Source organism: Pseudaquabacterium inlustre (genome assembly GCF_038066595.1).
In the GTDB taxonomy this organism is placed as follows: domain Bacteria; phylum Pseudomonadota; class Gammaproteobacteria; order Burkholderiales; family Burkholderiaceae_C; genus Pseudaquabacterium; species Pseudaquabacterium inlustre.
Genome location: NZ_JBBUTH010000001.1, coordinates 157958 through 177317 on the forward strand (window position 1 = coordinate 157958; position 19360 = coordinate 177317).

The window sequence follows — 19360 nt, forward strand, 5'->3', positions numbered from 1 at the left end:
TCAGGTGTTCAACGGCAACGCGGCCTGCACCGGGTTGCTGTCGCCGTAGACCTCCACGCGGTTGCGGCCGCCGTGCTTGGCCTCGTACAGCGCCTGATCGGCGCGGCCGTACAGGCGGTCGGCGCTGATGCCGGCGTCGCCGGGCGCCACCGCGATGCCGGCCGAGACCGTGACCTGCACCGGCCGGCCCGATTCGTCGGTGGCCAGCGGCGCCGCGGCCACCGCCTGGCGGATCGATTCCAGCAGCACGCGGGCGCCATCGGCGTCGGTGCCGGGCAGCACCAGGCCGAACTCCTCGCCGCCGGTGCGGCCCAGCGCGTCGGAGCCGCGCAGGCGCTGCTTGGCGATGGCCACGAAGGCCTGCAGCACCGCGTCGCCGGTGCGGTGGCCATGGCGGTCATTGACCTGCTTGAAGTGGTCCAGGTCCAGCAGCACGAAGGCCAGCGGCCGTCCGGCCGGTCCGCCGGCCTGGCGCTCGCGGCGGGCGCGGCGCAGCTCGTGCGCCAGCAGCGCGTCGGTGGTGCTGCGGTTCAGGCAGCCGGTCAGGCCGTCGTGGCTGGCCAGGTGCTCCATCTGCTGCGCCACGCGCTCGAACACCGCCAGCTGGAACGCGAAGCCCGATCCCAGCAGGGCCAGGAAGGCCATCATGAACGTGGCGCCCTGCCCCAGACTGGGCTGCATGACGCTCTGGTAGTCCTCGGGCACGCCCAGCGCGTGCACGGCGCGCACGCCCAGCGCCAGCATCGCCAGGCCCAGCGTGACGCCCACGGTGCGCAGCGAGCGCTCGTCGCGCCAGCCGTGGCGCAGCACCAGCCACACGGCCGGCGCCAGCAGCCCTGCGAACAGCAGCGACACGGCCGCCGTGCGCAGCGACTGCGGCCAGAACACCAGCAGCGCCAGGCCCAGCCACAGGGCTGGCTGGATGCGGCGCGTCCAGCGCGGCGGCGCGGCCTCGCGCAGCAGCCGGTGCAGCGCCTGCACATAGGCGATCAGGCCCAGCGCGATCAGGCCGTTGCCCAGCACCAGCGACAGCCATTCCGGCATCAGCACCCGCGCGAACAGCATCGCGAAGCCGGCCAGCATGGCCCAGTTGCCCAGGTTCCAGCGCCGCAGCTCGGGCCGCGCGCGCAGCCCGCGCTGCGCCACGCCCAGTTCCAGCGTCAGCAGCGCGAAGCCCAGCAGCAGCGTCACCAGCAGGGTGGGGGTGTGGAGTTGCATCGCGACGGGAGGGACGGCTGCGGCGCAGTATGCCTGCCCGTCCACCACCGGCTTTGGGGGGCCTGGGTGGCGGCATTGCGTCACGCCTGCCGAGATTGGAGGCCTGACTCAAGTCAATTCCGATGGCAGGGACTTGGTGAAAACCCTATACTGCACTGCAACATGAATCCAACCCGGGTTCAGTGCTCACAGGAGTCACCATCATGACCAGTGCTTCGATGACCTTCGGTCGCCCCGCCCGCCTGACTGTGCCGCGTGGCGCGGTGTGGTTTGCCGCCGCTGCCGGCGCCGTGATCAGCGCGCTGCGCCGCCTGGACCAGTGGCAGCTGAAGGTCAGCCGCCAGGAGCCCCAGACCGCCGAGGAAGTGCTCGCCTGGGCCAGCCGCATCCAGTCCAGCGACCCCGGCTTTGCCGCCGACCTGCGCTCGGCCGCGCTGCGCTCGATGGGCAAGAACGACTGATCTGCGCCCGGCGCGCCTGATGTAGGCGCGATGGCGTTGCGGTTTCCACGATCGGGCAGGCGCCCGCATCGGCGCTAGCATCTCGCCCACGCTGCCGGCAGTGCAGCGGATGTCGTTGCGAGGTGTGTGCGATGAAGAGCGTTGCTGCGGTCGATCGCCGCCAGTGGCTGGCCCGCAGTCTGGGCCTGTGTGCCCTGGCCGGTCTGGGGGCCTGTGCCACGCGGTCCCCCGAGGGCGAGACCGCGTCGCCGGCCGTGGACGGCATGGGGCACCCGGCCGCACCGGCCACCGAGATCCAGACCTTTTCCGGCGCCGCACCGGGGCAGCTGCCCACGGGCTGGTTTCCGTATGTGCTGCGGCGTGATCTGCCGCGTACCCGCTACGCGCTGGCGCGCGAGGGCAGCCGCGTGGCGCTGCATGCCCAGGCCCGCCGCTCGGCCACCGGCCTGCACTGCGCCCTCGACATCGACCCGGCGCAGCGCCGCACGCTGGGCTTCAGCTGGAAGGTGCCGCATGTGCACGACCAGGCCGACGTGTCGGCGGCCGAGCTGGACGACTGCCCGGCGCGCCTGATCGTCGCCTTCGACGGCGACCACGCGCGCCTGTCGCTGCGCGACCGCCTGCTGTTCGACCAGGTGGAGCTGTTCACCGGCCAGCGCCTGCCGTTTGCGATGCTGATGTACGTGTGGGACGGCGGCCGCCATGCGGTGGAAAGCGTGCACCGCAACCACCGCACCGCGCGCATCCAGTACCTCACGGTGGAGAGCGGTGGCGCGCGCACCGGCCAGTGGCTGCACTACCAGCGTGACCTGGCCGCCGACTACCGCCGCGTGTACGGCGAGGCCCCCGGCAAGGTGATCGGCGTGGGCGTGCTGACCGACGGCGACGCGCTGAAGACCGACCACGACGCCTGGTACGGCGACATCACGCTGGCCTGAGCGCGCCCGCCGCGCCGGCCGCGCTGGCGCCGTCCAGCGGCAGCCACAGGCTCACCACCAGGCCCGGCGCCGCTGGCGCGATGTCCAGCCGGCCACCGTGCGACTGCGCCACCAGCCGGCACAGGTACAGGCCCAGGCCCACGCCACCGCGCTCGCGGCTGCGCGCCGCATCGGGGCGGAAGAAGGGTTCGGCCAGGCGCGCCAGCGTGGCGGCGTCGACGCCGGGCCCCTGGTCGCGCACGCTCAGGCGCACGCCGCCCGCCTGCCGCTGCGTGCTCAGCAGCACCGGCGTGCCGCCGCCGTGGCGCAGCGCGTTGTCCAGCAGGTTGCGCAGCAGCAGCTGCAGGCGCACCCGGTCGAGTGCCAGCGTCGGCAGGTCGGGCGCCAGGTCCAGCGCCACGCCGCGGCCGTCGAACTCGGCCGCCACCAGCGTGCGGGCCAGCGCGTTCAGGTCGGTGGGCTCGCGCTGCAGCGTGGCGTCGCCGCGCGCCAGGCGCTCGCTCTCCAGCAGGTCGGCGATCAGGTCGCGCATGGCCGCCAGGTCGCGCAGCAGCGCATCGCGCTCGGGGCCTTCGGCCACCAGTTCGGCGTTCAGCCGCGCACGCGTCAGCGGCGAGCGCAACTCGTGGCTGATGGCCAGCAGCAGGCCGCGCTGGCCCTCCAGCATGCGGTTCAGCCCCTCGGCCATGGCGTTGACCTGGCCGGCCAGCTCGCCCAGCTCGTCGCGGCGGCGCTGCGGGATGGGCTGCGAGAAATCACCCGCGCCGTAGCGCTGGGCGCCGGCGCGGATGTCGTCCAGTGGCCGGAACAGGTGGCGCACATAGGCAAAGGCCAGCGCCGTGAGCACCAACAGCCCGCCCAGCGTGGCCCAGGCGAACCACACCGGCCGCTGCGGCCACTGCAGGCTGCCGACGCCGAACACGATGCGGTGGCCGTCGGCGGTGCTGCGGGTCAGCAGCGTGCGCAGCATCTGCTCGCGGGCCGAATGTGGCTCGCGTGACGTGTCGTGAAAGTGATCGTGGTAGCGCTGGCGCTCGGGGTGCGAATCCCAGTTCAGCACCGGGCCCTCGATGCGGATGGCCACCGGCAGGCGCCGGGTGATGGCCTGGGCGCGCGCCAGCTCGGGCGGGTCGCCGATCTCGGCCGCCAGGCGGTCCACGTAGTCGGCGATCAGCGGCAGCGCCACGCCGCGCCAGCCGGTGGAGAACACCTCGCGCGTGCCGGCCACGAACACCGCCGTGGTGGCCAGCGCCAGCAGCACGAACAGCGCCACCAGCCGCCAGCGCAGCGAATGGCCGAAGCGCCCGCGCAGCGTGCGTGGCGGGCAGTCGGGTGCGGGATGGCGCCAGCGCATCAGCCGGCCGCCACGCTGCCCGGGCCGGGTGCGACGCCCGCCAGCGGCGCCCCCGACGCCCCCGACGCCCCCGACACCTGCGGCGCCAGGGCCAGCGCATAGCCGGCGTTGCGCAGCGTCTTCACCGCCGGCAGTGGCTCCAGCTTGCGGCGCAGCCGGCTGACCAGGATGTCGACCGCGCGCGTGGCCAGGTCGGCATCGCGGCCGCGCAGGCGGTTGAGGATCTCGTCGCGGTGGAACACGCGCTGCGGCTCGCGCGCCAGCACCAGCAGCAGCTCGTACTCGGTGCCGGTGAGCGGCACCACCTCGCCCAGGCGCTGCACCTCGCGGCGCGCGGTGTCGATCTGCAAGCCGTCGAAGCACAGCAGGCTGGTGGACGGCGGCGCCGCCGCCGGCGCGGCCGGCGCGGCCGGCGCGGCCGGTGGCCGCGTGGCGCGGCGCAGGATGGTCTGCAAGCGTGCCGCCAGCTCGCGCGGCTCGAAGGGCTTGGGCAGGTAGTCGTCGGCGCCCAGCTCCAGCCCCACCACGCGGTCGGTCAGGTCGCCGCGCGCCGTGAGCATCAGGATCGGGATGTCGCTGTCGGCGCGCAGTTGCCGGCACAGCGCGAAGCCGTCCATCTCGGGCAGCATCACATCCAGGATCACCGCGTCGATGCCGCCGGCGGCCAGCCGCGCCAGGCCGGCGCTGGGCAACAGCGCCGATTCCAGCGCCAGGTCAAAGCGCTTCAGGTAGGCCGCCAGCGGCGGGGCCAGCTCGGCGTCGTCGTCGATCAGCAGGATGCGGTGCATGGGGTGTGCATCGTCGCATGGCCACGGGCCGCGCCCGGCGTCACAGCCACCGGCGCACGTCCTCGGCATAGTCGCGCCACCAGCCGCCGAAGTGTGCCGCCAGGCGGGCTTCCTCGCGCGGCAACTGCACGCGGTCGAACCACAGCGCCAGCGCCAGCACGGCAATGCCCAGGCTCAGCGACTGCGCCGCCAGCGCCCAGCCGGCCAGCGCCACCAGGCCGCCCAGCGCCATCGGATGCCGGCCCAGCGCGTAGGGGCCGTCGTCCACCAGGCGCAGCGGCGGCGCGCCGGGCGCCAGGGCCACACCGGCGCGGTGCAGCGTGCGGCCCGCCCAGGCGGCCCAGCCCAGGCCCAGCAGCATCAGGCCCCAGCCGGTGGCGGCCAGGGCCTGCGCGACGCCAGGCATCGGCAACCAGAACGTGACACCGGCCATGGCTCAGGTCCGCCAGTGGCCGTGCCGACCCTTGGCCATGAAGTCGCGCAGCTTCTGCTGCTGCTCGGGCTTCAGGCTGTCGTAGAAGTCGGCCGCGGCGCTCATCACCTGGGGCGCGCCGTCGCGCAGCGCGCCGGTCTTGGCGTCGAGCAGGGCCTGGCCCTTGGCACGGTCGAACTGCGGGCCGGCGATCAGCGCCTGGAACTCGGCGCGCGGGTTGGCGCCCATCTCGCCCACCAGCGCGCGGCGCTGCGCCGCCATGGCCTCGGCCAGGCCGTTCAGCTTGGCCTGCTGCGCGGCGTCGAGATCGAGCTCGCGGCTGGCCTTGTGCACGATGCGCTCGCGCCACTGCGCGGCATCGGCCTCGCTGGCCGGCCAGCCATGGCCCATGCGGTGGCTGCAGGCGGCCAGGCCGCCGAACACCAGGCCAAGGCCGGCCACGCCGATCAGGGTGCGTCGGATCCAGGGTTTCATCGTCGATCTCCCGAACAAGTTGAAGGTGTGGAACATGGACGCCATGGTGTCGGCGCGCGCCCGGCGCGTCCTTTCACCGCCGTATCGGCGTGTTTCGTTTCTTTTCACCGTCACGCGCTGGGTATGCTCGCGCCCCGTGAATGACGCCCTGTCCCTGATCCACGTCGACGACCATGTGGTCGTGGCCGACAAGCCGGCCGGCCTGCTGTGCGTGCCCGGCCGTGGCCCCGACAAGGCCGACTGCCTGGCCGCCCGCGTGGCCGCGCGCTGGCCCGGTGCCAAGCCGGTGCACCGGCTGGACATGGGCACCTCGGGTCTGGTGGTCTTCGGCCGCAGCGCCGCCGCGCACCGTGCGCTGTCGATGGCCTTTGCCGCGCGCCAGGTGGCCAAGCGCTACGAGGCGGTGGTGGCCGGCCTGCCCGCACAGGACGAAGGCGAGATCGACTTGCCGCTGATCTGCGACTGGCCCAACCGGCCGCGCCAGATCGTCGACCACCAGGTGGGCAAGCCCTCGCAGACGCGCTGGCGCGTGATCGCGCGCAACGCGGCAGCGGGCACCACCCGGCTGGCGCTGGAGCCCATCACAGGCCGCTCGCACCAGCTGCGCGTGCACCTGGCCAGCATCGGCCACCCGATCCTCGGCGACGACCTGTATGCCCCGCCCGAGTGGCTGGCCGCCGCGCCGCGCCTGCTGCTGCATGCCTGTGCGCTGCAACTGCCGCAGGTGCAGTGGCCGGCGGAGGCCGAGACAGCCGATGCCACTGTTGGCGCTGCAGCCACCGAAGCCATCATCACGGCCGGCCCCTGGCAGTTCGACTGCCCCACCCCGTTCTGAGACCACCCACCCCGCCATGCGCCAAGACGTCCCGCTCGCCCAGGCCAGCCGCCTGTTGAACCACGGCCCCACGGTGCTGGTGAGCGCCGCGCACGGCGGCCGGCGAAACGTGATGGCCGCCGCCTGGGCCATGCCGCTGGATTTCGAGCCGCCCAAGGTGGCGGTGGTGATCGACAAGGCCACCTTCACCCGCCGGCTGATCGAGGCCAGTGGCGAGTTCGCGCTGATGGTGCCGAGCGCGGCCCAGGCCGACCTGACCGTGACCGTGGGCAACACCAGCGGCCAGGCGCTGGCCGAGGCCGATCCGCCCAGCGACAAGTTCGCGGCCCAGGGCATCGCCAGCTTCGCCGCGCAGCGCATCGCCGCGCCGCTGGTGGACGGCTGCCTGGCCTGGCTGGAATGCCGCGTGATCGCCTGGCCCGACGTGACCGCCGCGCACGACCTCTACCTGGCCGAGGTGGTGGCGGCGCAGGCCGACAGCCGCGTGTTCCACGGCGGGCGCTGGCATTTCGACGACGCGCCGCCGGAACTGCGCAGCCTGCACCACCTGGGCGGCGGGCAGTTCGTGCTGCCCGGCGCCAGCGTGAAGGGACGGCAGGCCGGCTGACCGGCGCGGCGCGTGGGCGCCGGCCGGGTCAGTGCCAGGTCAGTGGCGGGCGGGAGCCTCCGGGTGCCGCGCCGGCTCCGGCTGCGCCCAGCCCGCCGGCAACGCATGCAGCACCTGGGCCGCATCCAGCGAGCGGATGGCCACGGCCTCGTCGGCGGGGATGCGGCCCTGGGCCATCAGCGCCTCGTAGCGCAACGCCGACACGCGCAGGAAGGACGCGAAGTTGCCCACCGCGCCGCGCGCGGCCACCAGTTCGTCGTACAGCTTCTCGATCAGCTGCACCACGCCCAGGCCGTCGCGCGCCGCGATCTCGTCCAGCACCTGCCAGAACAGGTTCTCCAGCCGGATGCTGGTGACCACGCCATGCAGCCGCACCGAGCGCGTGCGGCTGTCGTAGCTGTGCGGATCGGCGCTGATGAAGACCTCACACATGGCGGCTCCTGGCAAAGGGGGAGAACTGAGAGAAAGCGGAGTCACTCTAGCGGAGCGGGCGGGCCGAACGCCGGGCCGCTCCCAAGTCGGCCCGCCACCCGCCCGGCGGGTGGACCCGCGTATTTCGCGGGGCCGGGTGCGCCACTTCAAGCGTCAATCCGCGTGCCCAGCACCTTGAGGAACTGCGCGATCCAGGCCGGGTGCGCCGGCCAGGCCGGCGCGGTCACCAGCTTGCCATCCGTCACCGCCTGATCGACCGCGATGCCGCAGTACTCGGCGCCGGCCAGTTCCACCTCCACCTGGCAGGCCGGGTAGGCCGACACGCGCCGGCCCTTGATCAGCCCGGTGGCGGCCAGCAGCTGCGCGCCGTGGCACACCGCGGCCACCGGCTTGTCGGCGGCCAGGAAGTGGCGCGTGATCTCGACCACGCGGCTGTTCAGGCGCAGGTACTCGGGTGCACGGCCGCCGGGGATCAGCAGCGCGTCGTAGGACTCGGGGCGCACGTCGGCGAAGGCGGCGTTCAGCACGAAGCGGTGGCCGGGCTTCTCGCTGTAGGTCTGGGCGCCGTCGAAGTCGTGCACCGCCGTGTGGATCCAGTCGCCGGCCTTCTTGTCGGGGGCCACCGCGTGCACGGTGTGGCCCACGGCCTGCAGCGCCTGGAAGGGCACCATGGTCTCGTAGTCTTCGGCGTAGTCGCCGCACAGCATCAGGATCTTGCAGGGCATGGTGGGTCTCCTCGCGGGGTGGATCGGTGGACGCGGCGGCCGCAGCCGTCCACGTGGCATCGATTCTTCCGAGACGCTCTGCCCGGCGGGTAGCAGCCGGTTGTGACCCGGCGGGGGATCGACCCTAGGGCTTGCCCTGAGCCGGTGCCCCCAGCCGCGCCGCGAAGTCGCGCGGCGCCACGTACTGCAGCACGCCGCGCTGGCCGGCGCGCACGCTGGCGGCCAGGCCGCGCTCGGGGTAGAGCAGGCGCTGCACGCCGTCGGCCTCGGCCTGCACCTGGTCCGGCGGGCCGAAGCGCTCGCGCAGGTCGGCCTCGCCCAGGCGCAGCGCCGGGATGAAGCTCAGGCCCGCCAGCGGCGCGCGCCGGGCCTCGTCGCGGTCGGCCGCGCGCAGCGTGAAGCGGCGCACCCCGCCCTCCATGGCCTCGGAGCCGCCCACGTTGGCGCGCCAGCGGCGCAGCGTGGCCTCGGGCACGTCGAAGGCCAGCACCAGCCGGCCGCTGACGAAGCCGGCGCTCATCGGGTCGACCAGGGCCTCCAGCGCGCCCACTTCGCCCAGCCGCGCCACCAGCGCCAGCTGCAGGTTGTCGCCGAAGCGCGCCTCGGCCTGGGCCAGCGTGTCACTGCCCAGCGTCAGGCCGAAGACCTGTGAGCGGCCGTCGCCCAGTGCGCGCACCTGCCACGGCAGGTTGGCGTCGGCGGCGTCGGGCCGCCGCGCGTCGGCCGTGGCCCCGCCGCCCGGCTGGCCCAGGTGCAGCAGCGGCAGCGCGGCGGCCACCAGCAGCACCGCCAGGCCCAGGCCGGCGGCGATCACGAACGGGTGCTTGATCCAGGACTTCATGGCCGGGATTGTCCCCGCCCGCTGCCGGACCAGGGTCACCAGGCGCGGCGTATGCTGCTGCGCCATGACAAGCCACCTCTACATCGTCACCGGTTCGTCGCGCGGCCTGGGCGCGGCGCTGGCCACCCAGCTGCTGCAGCCCGGCCACCGCGTGCTGGGCATTGCGCGCGGCAGCAACGCCGCGCTGCAGGCCCATGCCCAGGCCAACGGCGTGCCGCTGACGCAGTGGACGCTGGACCTGGCCGATGCCCCGGCAGCGGCCACGCGGCTGGAGCGCTGGCTGGCCGAGTTCGACCCGGCCGAGGTGGCCAGCGCCACGCTGATCAACAACGCCGGCGTGGTCGGCCAGCCCGGCGCGCTGGACGAGGTGCCGCTGGCCACGCTGTCGCTGGCCATCCGCGCGGGGCTGGAATCGGCCCTGCTGCTGAGCGCCGCCTTCCTGGCCGGCACCGCACGCTGGACCGGGCCGCGCCGCATCATGAACATCTCGTCGGGCCTGGGCCGGCGCGCCATGGCCGGCAGCGCCGCCTACTGCGCGGCCAAGGCCGGCATGGACCATTTCAGCCGCGCCGTGGCGCTGGAGCAGGCCGGCCGCGCCAACGCGGCGCGCATCGTGTCCATTGCCCCCGGCGTGATCGACACCGACATGCAGGCCGAGCTGCGCGGCGCCGATGCCGCGCAGTTCCCCGAGCAGGCGCGCTTTGCCCAGCTGCATGCCAACGGCCAGCTGAGCAGCGCGGCCGACTGCGCCGAGCGCCTGCTGCGCTACCTGGGCCGGCCCGACTACGGCGCCGACCCGATCGCCGACATCCGCGAGGTGTGAGGCTGCGGCAACCGACATGACGGTCAGAAGCGTCATCCTGTTCACCGGGCACATCGTCGACCGGCCGGGGCGCACGCCGCCGCGCTTTCCACCCTCGGCCGTGCCGGCCGCCGCGGCGCGCATCGCCGACGCGCTGGCCAGCCTGGACGCCGGTCCGTCCGACCTGGCGCTGACCCAGGGCGCCGCCGGCGGCGATCTGCTGTTCGTCGAGGCCGCGCAGGCCCGTGGCGTGCCGGTGCAGCTGCTGCAGCCCTTCGACGAGCCGCGCTTCCTGGCCGAATCGGTGCTGCCGCATGGCGAGGCCTGGCTGGCGCGCTATGCCGCGGCGCGGGCGCGGCTGGGCGCCGACCACCCCGTGCTGGCCGCACCGGCCGTGCTGGGCGACCTGGCCGCCGGTGACGATGCCTACGAGCGCTGCAACCGCTGGCTGCTGGCCACCGCGCTGGCGCAGCACGGCGCCGCGTTGAGCCTCATCGCGCTGTGGGATGGCGCCGGCGGCGACGGCCCGGGCGGCACCGCCCACCTGGTGCGCACCGTGGGCGAGCAGGCCGGCCGCGTGATCGTCATCGCGCCCCAGTCGCTGTGACCCCTGGGCAGCGCGGCGACACGGCCGGCCCCTAGAATCCGGCGCTTCCCGCCCCGGCCGGCCGGCGCCCACAAGGTGCGTGCGCTGGCGCCTGCCGTCCCCCTCCCACCCGCCGGATGACCCTCTCCCACCTGATCGGTGGCTTCGTGCGCCGCCACTGGCGCGCCTATGCCGCATCGGCGGCCATGCTGGCCACGATCGCCGTGCTCACCGTGTGGCTGCCGCGCCAGATCGGCCAGATGGTCGACGGCCTGGTCACCCAACGCCTGAGTGGCGCGGCCTTGTGGCGCGAGATCGGCTGGCTGCTGGCCGCCGGCATCGCCATCTACTTCCTGCGCGTGGCCTGGCGGCAGATCCTCTATGCCGCGGCCTACCGCATGGGCATGGATCTGCGCAACCAGCTCTACCGCCAGCTGGCGCTGCAGGGCGCGCGCTTCTTCCAGCGCCACCGCACCGGCGACCTGATGGCCCTGGCCACCAACGATGTGGATGCCGTGGAGATGGCCGTCGGCGAGGCGCTGCTGGCCGGCTTCGACGGCACGCTGACCCTGGTGCTGGTGGTGGCCACGATGACGCTGGGCGTCGACTGGCGCCTGGCCGCCGTGGTGCTGCTGCCCTTCCCGGCCATGGCCTGGAGCTTCTGGTGGATCTCGCGCCATGTGCACGAGGCCTCGCGCGATGCGCTCGCCGCCTTCGGCACCTTGAACGACCAGGTGCAGGAAACGCTGACCGGCGTGCGCACGCTGCGTGCGCTGGGGCTGGAGGCGCGCAGCAGCGCCCACTTCGCCACGCTGGCCGGCCGCGCCGCCGACACCAGCCTGTCCGCCCAGCGCTGGGAGGCCGCCTACGAGCCCGCCGTGGGCCTGACGCTGACCGCCGCCACCGTGCTGGCGCTGGGCTACGGCGGCTGGCTGGTGTGGCATGGCCAGATCACCGTGGGCCAGCTCACCAGCTTCGGCCTGTACCTGGGCCAGCTGATCTGGCCGATGTTCGCCGCCGGCTGGGTGCTGGCGCTGATGGAGCGCGGCCGCGCCGCCTGGGCCCGGCTGCAGCCGGTGCTGGCCGAGCCGCCGGCCATCGACGACCACGGCACGTTGGCCGCGGTGACGCCCGGCCCGCTGCGGGCCGAGCAGCTCGCCTTCCACTACCCCGCCGAGGCGGGCGGACAGGGCGGACAGGGCGGCCAGGCCGGCCACGCCGCGCTGCAGGGCGTGGGCTTTGCGCTGCCGCCGGGCGGCACGCTGGGCATCGTGGGCCCCACCGGATCGGGCAAGAGCACGCTGCTGAAGCTGCTGATGCGCCAGTGGACGCCGCAGCAGGGCCGCATTACCTGGGGCGGCGTGCCGCTGGCCGAGCACACGCTGGCCGCGCTGCGCGCGGCCCAGGCCTGGGTGGCGCAGGAGCCCTTCCTGTTCTCGGCCACGGTGGGCGAGAACATCGCGCTGGCGCGGCCGGACGCGACGAAGGCCGAGATCGAGGCCGTGGCCCGCCTGGCCGCGGTGCACGAGGACATCGCCCGGCTGCCCCAGGGCTACGACACGCCGGTGGGCGAACGCGGCGTCACGCTCTCGGGCGGGCAGCGCCAGCGCGTGGCCATCGCCCGCGCGCTGCTGGCCGAGGCGCCGCTGCTGCTGCTGGACGATGCGCTGTCGGCGGTGGACACCGAGACCGAGGCACGCATCCTGGCCGCGCTGCGCGGCGCACGCCAGCAGGCCAACGGTTCCGGCCACGCGGGCACACCGCGCAGCACGGTGATCGTGAGCCACCGCCTGCGCACGCTGCTGGATGCCGACGAGATCCTGGTGCTGCGCCACGGCCGCATCACCGAGCGCGGCACACACGCCGAGCTGGTGGCACTGGGCGGCTGGTACGCCACGCAATGGCGGGTGCAGCAGCTGCAGGCCTCGCTGGAAGCCGACGACGGCCCCACCTCGACGACCGGAGGCGCGCATGGCCCCGCTGCCTGAACACCGCCCGCCGGCGCAGCGCGAGCGCCGCGCCGCGCTGGCCCTGCTGCTGCGCGCGGCCGCGCCCGAGCTGCCGCTGCTGCGCGGCGCGCTGCTGTGGCTGGTGCTGGCGGCCGGCCTGGAGGCGCTGGGCCCGGTGCTGGGCAAGGCCTTCATCGACCGCCACCTGCTGCCGCGCGATGCCGATGCGCTGGCCATCGCCGGCCTGCTGGGCGGTGCGCTGGTGGCCGGCTGGATCGCCAGCTGGCTGCGCTACGGCCAGCTGCTGCGCCTGGCCGGCGTGGCCATGCGCTCGGTGCAGCGCATCCGCGAGCGGGTCTACGGCCATGTGCTGCGCCTGCCGATGGCCTTCTTCGACCGCGCCATCACCGGCCAGCTGGTCAGCCGCGTCACCAACGACACCGAGGCGGTGAAGACGCTCTATGTGCAGGTGCTGTTCGTGATGCTGGACAGCGTGGTCACGCTGGGCGGCATGCTGGTGACGATGGCGCTGCTGGACTGGCGGCTGATGCTGGTGGTGGCCCTGCTGGTGCCGGCGGTGGTGGGCATCGTGTGGATCTACCAGCGCCTGTCGGCCCCGGCCGTGGCGGCCAGCCGCGCGCTGCGCAGCGACCTCAACGCCCAGGTGGCCGAGGCGATTGCCGGCATGGCCACGCTGCAGGCCGCCGGCGCCGCGCCGCGCTTTGCCGAGCGCTATGCCGGCACCAACGCCGGGCATTACCGCTCGCGCCGGCTGGAGCTGCGCGCCAACGCCTGGCTGCTGCGCCCGGCGCTGGACCTGCTGAACGTGGCCATGCTGGGCGCGGTGATCGCGCTGTTCGGCCTGCGCGCCGACGGCGCGGCCGGCGGCCAGCTCAGCGCGGTGGAGGTTGGCGTGCTCTACGCCTTCGTCAGCTACATCGCGCGGGTGGTCGAGCCGCTGATCCAGATCACCATGCAGTTCTCGCAGCTGCAGCAGGCGGTGGTGGCCGCCGCGCGCGTCAACACCCTGCTCGACGAGGCCGAGGCGCCGCCGGCCCAGGCCGCAGGCCAGGTGACGGCCGGCGCCTTGTCAGTGCGCCAGCTGACGTTCGGCTACCAGCCGGGCCGGCCGGTGCTGCACGGGCTGGACCTGGAGATCCCGGCCGGGCGCTTCACCGGCATCGTGGGCGCCACGGGCAGCGGCAAGAGCACGCTGCTGTCGCTGCTGCTGCGCTTTTACGAGGCCACGCCCGGCAGCCTACTGATCGACGGCCAGCCGCTGGGCCGCATCGGCGACGACGACTTCCGCGCCGCCGTGGCCCTGGTGCCGCAAGACCCCTTCCTGCTGGCCGCCAGCGCGCGCGAGAACATCGCCATGGGCCGTCCGCTCAGCGACGCGCAGATCGAGGCCGCGGCGCGCGACGCCCAGGCGCACGATTTCATCCTGCGCCTGCCGCAAGGCTACGACACGCCGCTGGGCGAAGGCGGCGCGCGCCTGGCCGTGGGCGAGAAGCAGCTGATCGCCATCGCCCGCGCGCTGGCCGGCGCGCCGCGCGTGCTGTTCCTCGACGAGGCCACGGCCCACATCGACAGCGAGACCGAGCGCCTGGTGCAGCGCACGCTGGGCGCCCTGCGCGGGCGCATCACCATCGTGGCCATCGCCCACCGCCTGTCCACCATCCGCGAAGCCGACGAGATCGTGGTGCTCAACCATGGCCGCATCGCCGAACGGGGCCCGCACGAGGCGCTGATGGCCCTGGACGGCGGGCTTTACCAGCGCCTGGTGCAGCTGCAGCAGCTGGTGGTGGACACTGACGATGACGATGAATCCCCCGCAGCCCCCCAGCCCACGCCCTCACCTGCCCGCTGACGCCGTCGACACTGCCGCACCGGCCGCAGCGCCCGGACACACCGCCCTGGCCGAACTCGCCGAAGAGGCCCGCGCCGAGGTGACCCTGCTGCGCCATCCGGGCTTTCGCCGCTTCTGGCTGTCGCGTCTGTCCAGCACCGCCGCCGGCCAGATGCTGATGGTGGCGCTGGGCTGGCAGATGTACGACCTGACCGCCAGCGCCTGGGACCTGGGCCTGGTGGGCCTGGCGCAGTTCGTGCCCGCGCTGCTGCTGGCGCTGCCGGCCGGCCATGTGGTCGACCGCCATCCGCGCCAGCGCGTGCTGGCCGGTGTGCTGCTGGCGCAGGTGCTGGTGGCCACGCTGCTGTCGGTGGCCACCGCGCAGGGGGCGCTGGGGCGCGGCGGGGTGCTGGCGCTGTCGATGGTGCTGGGCGCCGCCCGCGCCTTCCAGATGCCGGCCAGCCAGGCACTGCTGCCGCTGCTGGTGGAACTGGCCGTGCTGCCGCGGGCGCTGGCGCTGTCATCGGTGGCGCTGCAGGGCGCCATCATCGCCGGACCGGCGCTGGGCGGTGCGCTGTATGCTGCAGGCAGCTGGCTGGACGCCAGCCACACCTCAGCCGGCACGGCCGCAGCCGGTGCCGCGGCGGTGTACGCGATGTCGGCGCTGGGCTTCGCCATTTCGCTTTGGGCCGTGTGGGGCCTGCGGCCGCGGCCGGCCCAGCAGCACAAGGAGCCTGCCTCGCTGGCCACGCTGTCGGCCGGCCTGGGCTTCGTGTGGCGGCAGAAGGTGGTGCTGGGCGCCGTGTCGCTGGATCTGTTCGCCGTGCTGCTGGGCGGGGCCACGGCGCTGCTGCCGATCTTCGCGCGCGACATCCTGGCCACCGGGCCGCAGGGCCTGGGCCTGCTGCGCGCGGCACCGGCCGCCGGGGCACTGGCGATGTCGCTGTGGCTGGCGCGCCGGCCGATCGAGCGCCACACCGGCGCCTGGCTGCTGGGTTCGGTGGCGGTGTTCGGGCTGACGATGGTGGCCTTCGGCCTGTCGCGCTGGTTCTGGCTGTCGCTGGCGGCGCTGGCCGTCTCGGGCGCCGCCGACATGGTCAGCGTGGTCATCCGCCAGACCCTGGTGCAGCTGGAAACGCCCGACGCCATGCGCGGCCGGGTGTCGGCGGTCAACGGCCTGTTCATCGGCGCCAGCAACCAGCTGGGAGAATTCGAGTCGGGCGCGACGGCGGCGCTGCTGGGGCCGGTAGGATCGGTGGTGTCGGGCGGCATCGGCACGCTGCTGGTGGTGCTGACCTGGATCCGGCTGTTTCCGGCGCTCTCACGCCGTGACCGCCTGGTGACACCCGATTCCCGGCACCCCCCGACATCCCAGCAGTAACCCCAGGAGTAGTGGTTGAACGAGGCGGACCTTCAGGCCCTGGCGCAGTTGCTGGACGGCTTCGGCCTGGCCTGCAGCCTGGTCGATGCCGACGGCCAGCCGCTGCTGGCCAACCGCCAGGCCGCGCAGTTGCAGGCCCAGCGCCGGCCCGGCGCCCGCCCGGCGGCGCTGCGCCTGTCCGACGGCCGCCGGCTGCTGCTGGCCGAGGGCGACCGCCGCCCGGCCAACGACGGCGCCGAGGTGCGTTTTCGCCTGCTGGCCGAACACTCGATGGACCTGATCGTGGCCGTGGACGCCGATCTGGCCATCCGCTACGCCTCGCCGGCCACGCGCACGCTGCTGGGCTGCGAGCCGGCCGACCTGCACGGCCACACGCTGGCCGAGCTGCTGGTGCCCGAGGAGCGCGCCGCCTTCATCGCCCGCCACTTCACCAAGGCCGCGCAGCGCGGCGCCGGGCCCGACCTGTTCCGCACGCTGCGCCGCGACGGCGGCACGCGCTGGGTGGAGGCCCGCGTCGCGCCGCTGCCGCCGGGCAACGGCCTGGGCGACTACCTGGTGACGATGCGCGACGCCGAGCAACGCCGCCGCACCGAGGAACAGCTGGGCCAGGTGAACGCCGAACTGTCGGCCCTGGCCTCCACCGACGCGCTGACCGGCCTGCCCAACCGCCGCGTGTTCGACGCCACGCTGAACAAGGAATGGTTCCGCGCGCTGCGCGACGCCCAGCCACTGGCGCTGATGATGATCGACGTGGACCGCTTCAAATCGCTGAACGACCTGTTCGGCCACCAGATGGGCGACGCCTTCCTGGCCCTGGTGGGCAAGGTGATCCGCGACAATGTGCGCCGCGCCGGCGACATGGCCACACGCTACGGCGGCGAAGAGTTCGCCGTGGTGCTGCCCGGCACCTCGGCCACCGGCGCGCTGGAGATCGCCGAGATCATCCGCCGCGCCGTGGCCGCGGCCGACACGCGGCCGATCATCGAGGGCGGCTATCCCATCAGCGTGAGCATCGGCGTGGCCGCCACCGTGCCGCTGGCCGGCGGCGGCGCAGCAGCCCTGGTGCACAGCGCCGACGCCGCGCTGTACCAGGCCAAGCGCAACGGGCGCAACCGCGTGGAAATTCTGCATTAGTCACCCCCGAAGCGCCCAAGGGCGCTCCCCCTGGGCACTCCTCCTTGGGCACCGCCAGCGGCCCGGCAGAGCCGGTTCCGCGGCGGTCGCTGGGTTTCGGCCTTGGCCTGCCGCGATCGCGACACCTGGCCAGGCCACGCGCTGGCAGCATCGGCCGGCTTTCAAACGCTGGAGACCGCCTTGGCCGATGCCGCCCCCGACGCTGCCCTGATCCTGACCGAGATCGACCCCGCCGGCTTTGCCGTCGTCACGCTGAACCGGCCGCAGGCCATGAACGCGCTGTCGCGCGGGCTGATGAGCGAGCTGGCTGACACGATCGACGCGCTCAGCGCCAACGACGCGGTGCGCGTGATCATCCTCACCGGTGCCGGCCGCGCCTTCAGCGCCGGGCTGGACCTGAAGGAAATCGGCGCCGGCGAAGGCTCGCTGGGCTCGGGCAAGGCTGCAGGCGACCCGGTGGCGGCCATCGACCGCTGCCCCAAGCCGGTGATCGGCGCCATCAACGGCGCCGCCGTGACCGGCGGATTCGAGCTGGCGCTGTGCTGCGATGTGCTGCTGGCCAGCAGCGCCGCGCGCTTTGCCGACACACATGCGCGCGTGGGCGTCAGCCCGGGCTGGGGCCTCTCACAGCGGCTGTCGCGCGCCATCGGACCGTACCGGGCGCGCGAGGTGTCGTTCACCGGCAACTGGGTGAGCGCCGAGCAGGCCGCCGCCTGGGGCTTCGTCAACCGCGTGGTGGCGCCCGAGGCGCTGCTGGACAGCGCCAAGGCGCTGGCGCGCGACATGCTGGGCACGCTGCCCGAGATGCTGCTGCGCTACAAGGCCGTGATCAACGACGGCTACCGCCTGCCGTTCGGCGAGGGCATGGTGCTGGAAAAGACCCGCGCCCGCGAGTTCAATTCAAAGGTCACGGCCGACGGCGTCGAACAACGCCGCGAGGCCGTGCGGGCGCGCAATCGCAGCGCCTGACGCGCTGCGGCACCGGGCTCAATGCGCCAGCTTCTCGCGCTCGGCGCGCTCGGTGTCTTCCTTGATGTGCTTGGCGAAGTAGCGGCCGTAGAAGACGCCCATGCCGAGCGTGAACACGATGACCACCGCGCTGAGCAGGCCGTAGTCGGTGGTGAAGAAGTCCTTCAGGGCGTGCATGTCGTTGCTCCGTTGCAAGTCGATGCACGCATCTGACGCCTGATCCCCCCGGCGGTGCTTGCGCTGCCTCAAACCCGCACCCGGCGCCCAAAAAAAAGCCCCCGGGGGTTTGACCTGATCCCGGGGGCAATGCTCCTCATCGCTGCCGTGGCCTGGCGCCTGCGCCGCCCGGATCGGCCGGACCGCGCTTCACCTCAGCGAACCCACGACAGCTCAACCTTACGCCGCCGGGCCGGGCCTGCCATCCGGGCAAATGCAGGGGGAGCGTGACGGAACTTGTCAGGACGGCAAGACTCCACGCCCGGCTGAGGTTTCAGCCCAGCGACACGCCCAGCCCGCGGGCCGCCGCCAGCAGCGGATGGTCGGCCGGCACCGGCCGGTTGCGCCCGGCCACGGCCTCCAGCGGCACGCTGGCAATGTCTGACCCCGCCAGCGTGACCATGCGGCCCCACTGCCGCCGCTCCACCAGCTGCGCCGCGGCATAGCCGAAGCGCGTGGCCAGCACGCGGTCAAAGGGCGTCGGCGAGCCGCCGCGCTGCACATGGCCCAACAGGGTGGCGCGCACCTCGCTTTGCACCAGCGGCTGCAACTGGTGCGCCAGCACCGCGCCAACGCCGCCCAGGCGCAACGGATCGGGGCTGTCGGCCAGGGTCTGCGCCACCACCAGCTCGCCGCCTTCGGCCTTGGCGCCCTCGGCAATGCAGACCAGCGTGCACAGGCCCTGGACCTCGCGCGCGCGGCAGACGTCGGCCACCGCCTCCAGCTGGTACGGCAGCTCAGGCAGCAGGATCACGTCGGCGCCGCCGGCCATGCCACCTTCCAGCGCGATCCAGCCGGCGTAGCGGCCCATGGTTTCCAGCACCATCACGCGGCCGTGGCTGCGGGCGGTGGTCTCCAGCCGGTCGAGCGCCTCGGCCACCACGGCCACCGCGCTGTCGAAGCCGAAGGTGCGGTCGGTGTGCTGCAGGTCGTTGTCGATGGTCTTGGGCACGCCCACCACCGGCAGGCCCAGCGCCTCGAAGCGGTGGGCGATGGTCATCGTGCCGTCGCCGCCGATGGCCACCAGCGCATCCAGCCCCAGCTCGCGCACGAAGGCCATGGCTCGGGCCGAGACATCGGCGCCGCCGGCGCCGAAGTAGTGGAACGGGTCGCACTTGTTGTGCGTGGCCAGGATGGTGCCGCCCTGGGCCAGGATACCGGCCACCGCGGCGCGGTCCAGTGCCTGAACATCGCGCTCGATCAGGCCCAGGAAGCCGCGGCGGATGCCAGTGACGCGGGCGCCGCATTCGTTGATCAGCGCCAGCGTCACGGCGCGGATCACCGCGTTCAGGCCGGGGCAGTCGCCGCCACCGGTCAGGATGCCGACATGCATGGGGTGGTGTCCTCGTGCGGAATGAAAACCCCGAT

General features: G+C 73.6%; 21 protein-coding genes. 11 read left to right on the forward strand and 10 right to left on the reverse strand.

Features of this window, described 5'->3' with window-relative positions; genetic code table 11:
* A complete protein-coding gene (locus tag AACH10_RS00750; RefSeq protein WP_341408435.1) occupies positions 1–1218 on the reverse strand; it encodes a GGDEF domain-containing protein in 1218 nt (405 codons plus the stop codon).
* Between the two features lie 203 nt (positions 1219–1421).
* On the opposite strand from AACH10_RS00750, the gene AACH10_RS00755 reads away from it, so the two are divergent.
* Together AACH10_RS00755 and AACH10_RS00760 are read left to right on the forward strand one after the other, a co-directional pair.
* The gene (locus tag AACH10_RS00755; protein ID WP_341408436.1) at positions 1422–1679 is read left to right on the forward strand and encodes a hypothetical protein; all 258 of its coding nucleotides are present in this window, start codon (positions 1422–1424) and stop codon (positions 1677–1679) included.
* Between the two features lie 131 nt (positions 1680–1810).
* The gene (locus AACH10_RS00760) at positions 1811–2617 is read left to right on the forward strand and encodes a DUF3047 domain-containing protein (RefSeq protein WP_341408437.1); all 807 of its coding nucleotides are present in this window, start codon (positions 1811–1813) and stop codon (positions 2615–2617) included.
* Here the strand turns inward: AACH10_RS00760 and AACH10_RS00765 are convergent.
* The 4 genes from AACH10_RS00765 to AACH10_RS00780 are packed head-to-tail and all read right to left on the reverse strand — an operon-like array spanning position 2604 to position 5666.
* A complete protein-coding gene (locus AACH10_RS00765; RefSeq protein ID WP_341408438.1) occupies positions 2604–3971 on the reverse strand; it encodes a sensor histidine kinase in 1368 nt (455 codons plus the stop codon). The two genes, AACH10_RS00760 and AACH10_RS00765, sit on opposite strands and share 14 nt — an antisense overlap.
* Positions 3971–4759: a response regulator transcription factor gene (locus AACH10_RS00770; RefSeq protein WP_341408439.1), complete on the reverse strand. Its 789-nt coding sequence runs from the start codon at positions 4757–4759 to the stop codon at positions 3971–3973. Before AACH10_RS00770 ends, AACH10_RS00765 begins: the two co-directional genes overlap by 1 nt.
* 40 nt (positions 4760–4799) lie before the next feature.
* Positions 4800–5192, reverse strand: coding sequence for a methyltransferase family protein (locus AACH10_RS00775; RefSeq protein WP_341408440.1), 393 nt, complete (start codon positions 5190–5192; stop codon positions 4800–4802).
* Between the two features lie 3 nt (positions 5193–5195).
* On the reverse strand, positions 5196–5666 hold the full coding sequence (locus AACH10_RS00780; RefSeq protein ID WP_341408441.1) for a Spy/CpxP family protein refolding chaperone: 471 nt from the start codon (positions 5664–5666) through the stop codon (positions 5196–5198).
* A gap of 136 nt (positions 5667–5802) precedes the next feature.
* On the opposite strand from AACH10_RS00780, the gene AACH10_RS00785 reads away from it, so the two are divergent.
* Together AACH10_RS00785 and AACH10_RS00790 are read left to right on the forward strand one after the other, a co-directional pair.
* On the forward strand, positions 5803–6501 hold the full coding sequence (locus tag AACH10_RS00785; protein WP_341408442.1) for an RluA family pseudouridine synthase: 699 nt from the start codon (positions 5803–5805) through the stop codon (positions 6499–6501).
* A gap of 16 nt (positions 6502–6517) precedes the next feature.
* Entirely contained in the window at positions 6518–7108 is a 591-nt protein-coding gene (locus tag AACH10_RS00790; RefSeq protein WP_341408443.1) for a flavin reductase family protein, read from the forward strand.
* Between the two features lie 39 nt (positions 7109–7147).
* Here AACH10_RS00790 and AACH10_RS00795 read toward each other — a convergent pair whose 3' ends face one another.
* The 3 genes from AACH10_RS00795 to AACH10_RS00805 all read right to left on the reverse strand — a co-directional run bounded on the left by AACH10_RS00795 (position 7148) and on the right by AACH10_RS00805 (position 9106).
* On the reverse strand, positions 7148–7540 hold the full coding sequence (locus tag AACH10_RS00795) for a ribbon-helix-helix domain-containing protein (protein ID WP_341408444.1): 393 nt from the start codon (positions 7538–7540) through the stop codon (positions 7148–7150).
* A 146-nt stretch (positions 7541–7686) separates the two neighbouring features.
* The gene (locus AACH10_RS00800) at positions 7687–8265 is read right to left on the reverse strand and encodes a DJ-1/PfpI family protein (protein ID WP_341408445.1); all 579 of its coding nucleotides are present in this window, start codon (positions 8263–8265) and stop codon (positions 7687–7689) included.
* A gap of 124 nt (positions 8266–8389) precedes the next feature.
* Positions 8390–9106 carry a hypothetical protein gene (locus tag AACH10_RS00805; protein WP_341408446.1) on the reverse strand — a complete coding sequence of 239 codons (717 nt, stop codon included), beginning with the start codon at positions 9104–9106 and terminating at the stop codon, positions 8390–8392.
* Between the two features lie 64 nt (positions 9107–9170).
* Between AACH10_RS00805 and AACH10_RS00810 the strand changes: the two genes are divergently transcribed.
* The 7 genes from AACH10_RS00810 (at position 9171) to AACH10_RS00840 (ending at position 17776) form a co-directional block, all read left to right on the forward strand.
* On the forward strand, positions 9171–9929 hold the full coding sequence (locus AACH10_RS00810; RefSeq protein ID WP_341408447.1) for an SDR family NAD(P)-dependent oxidoreductase: 759 nt from the start codon (positions 9171–9173) through the stop codon (positions 9927–9929).
* 16 nt (positions 9930–9945) lie between these two features.
* Positions 9946–10515, forward strand: coding sequence for a hypothetical protein (locus tag AACH10_RS00815; protein WP_341408448.1), 570 nt, complete (start codon positions 9946–9948; stop codon positions 10513–10515).
* Between the two features lie 116 nt (positions 10516–10631).
* The gene (locus tag AACH10_RS00820; RefSeq protein ID WP_341408449.1) at positions 10632–12482 is read left to right on the forward strand and encodes an ABC transporter ATP-binding protein; all 1851 of its coding nucleotides are present in this window, start codon (positions 10632–10634) and stop codon (positions 12480–12482) included.
* Entirely contained in the window at positions 12466–14313 is a 1848-nt protein-coding gene (locus tag AACH10_RS00825; RefSeq protein WP_341408451.1) for an ABC transporter ATP-binding protein, read from the forward strand. Before AACH10_RS00820 ends, AACH10_RS00825 begins: the two co-directional genes overlap by 17 nt.
* On the forward strand, positions 14267–15673 hold the full coding sequence (locus AACH10_RS00830) for an MFS transporter (protein WP_423228552.1): 1407 nt from the start codon (positions 14267–14269) through the stop codon (positions 15671–15673). The genes AACH10_RS00825 and AACH10_RS00830 overlap by 47 nt, the downstream gene beginning before the upstream one ends.
* 15 nt (positions 15674–15688) lie before the next feature.
* Positions 15689–16807: a GGDEF domain-containing protein gene (locus AACH10_RS00835; protein WP_341408453.1), complete on the forward strand. Its 1119-nt coding sequence runs from the start codon at positions 15689–15691 to the stop codon at positions 16805–16807.
* Between the two features lie 180 nt (positions 16808–16987).
* On the forward strand, positions 16988–17776 hold the full coding sequence (locus AACH10_RS00840; RefSeq protein WP_341408454.1) for an enoyl-CoA hydratase: 789 nt from the start codon (positions 16988–16990) through the stop codon (positions 17774–17776).
* Positions 17777–17794: 18 nt separating this feature from the next.
* Here AACH10_RS00840 and AACH10_RS00845 read toward each other — a convergent pair whose 3' ends face one another.
* On the reverse strand, positions 17795–17953 hold the full coding sequence (locus tag AACH10_RS00845; protein WP_341408455.1) for a DUF3149 domain-containing protein: 159 nt from the start codon (positions 17951–17953) through the stop codon (positions 17795–17797).
* Positions 17954–18266: 313 nt separating this feature from the next.
* A complete protein-coding gene (locus AACH10_RS00850; protein ID WP_341408456.1) occupies positions 18267–19325 on the reverse strand; it encodes a 6-phosphofructokinase in 1059 nt (352 codons plus the stop codon).
* Positions 19326–19360: the final 35 nt, after the last annotated feature.